Consider the following 497-nt stretch of genomic DNA (forward strand, 5'->3'; position numbering starts at 1 on the left):
TACTATAACTTCATAAACAAGAGGCCTTCGAAGCGTGAAGTAGAAAATCAACGCTTGAGAAAATTACTCCTTGAGATTTATATGAAAGCCAAGAAAAGAATTGGAACGAGAGCTTTTAAAATCATTCTTCTGCGTGATTATGGCGTTAATATTTCTGAAGGCCGTATCTTAAGACTTCTCAAGTCTATGACACTCCCTAAAATGTCAACCATCAAACCTCGTTTTAAATCAAAGAAAGCTCCCGTATTTTCTTCTGATAATCTGCTTAAACAAGAATTTAACCCGAACTCCCCAAATCAAGTTTGGACAACAGATTTCACTTATATCTCTATAGGACCTAAACGACATGTTTATCTCTGTGCTATTCTTGACCTCTACTCAAGGAAATGTATTGCGTGGAAAGTAAGTGATCGAATTGATGCCAAACTCGCCTGTGACACCTTAGAAATAGCTATAAATAAGAGGAAGCCTAAGGAACCAATTATCTTTCATTCGGA

1 pseudogene is annotated in these 497 nt (G+C 36.6%); it reads left to right on the forward strand.

The annotated features are described in order from the left end of the window. Window positions 1-497 (forward strand): annotated as a pseudogene (locus AB6B24_RS12395) (IS3-like element IS-LL6 family transposase); the annotation flags it as partial.

The sequence above is a fragment of the Lactococcus sp. AK05 genome, from assembly GCF_041026685.1.
Taxonomy (GTDB): domain Bacteria; phylum Bacillota; class Bacilli; order Lactobacillales; family Streptococcaceae; genus Lactococcus; species Lactococcus lactis.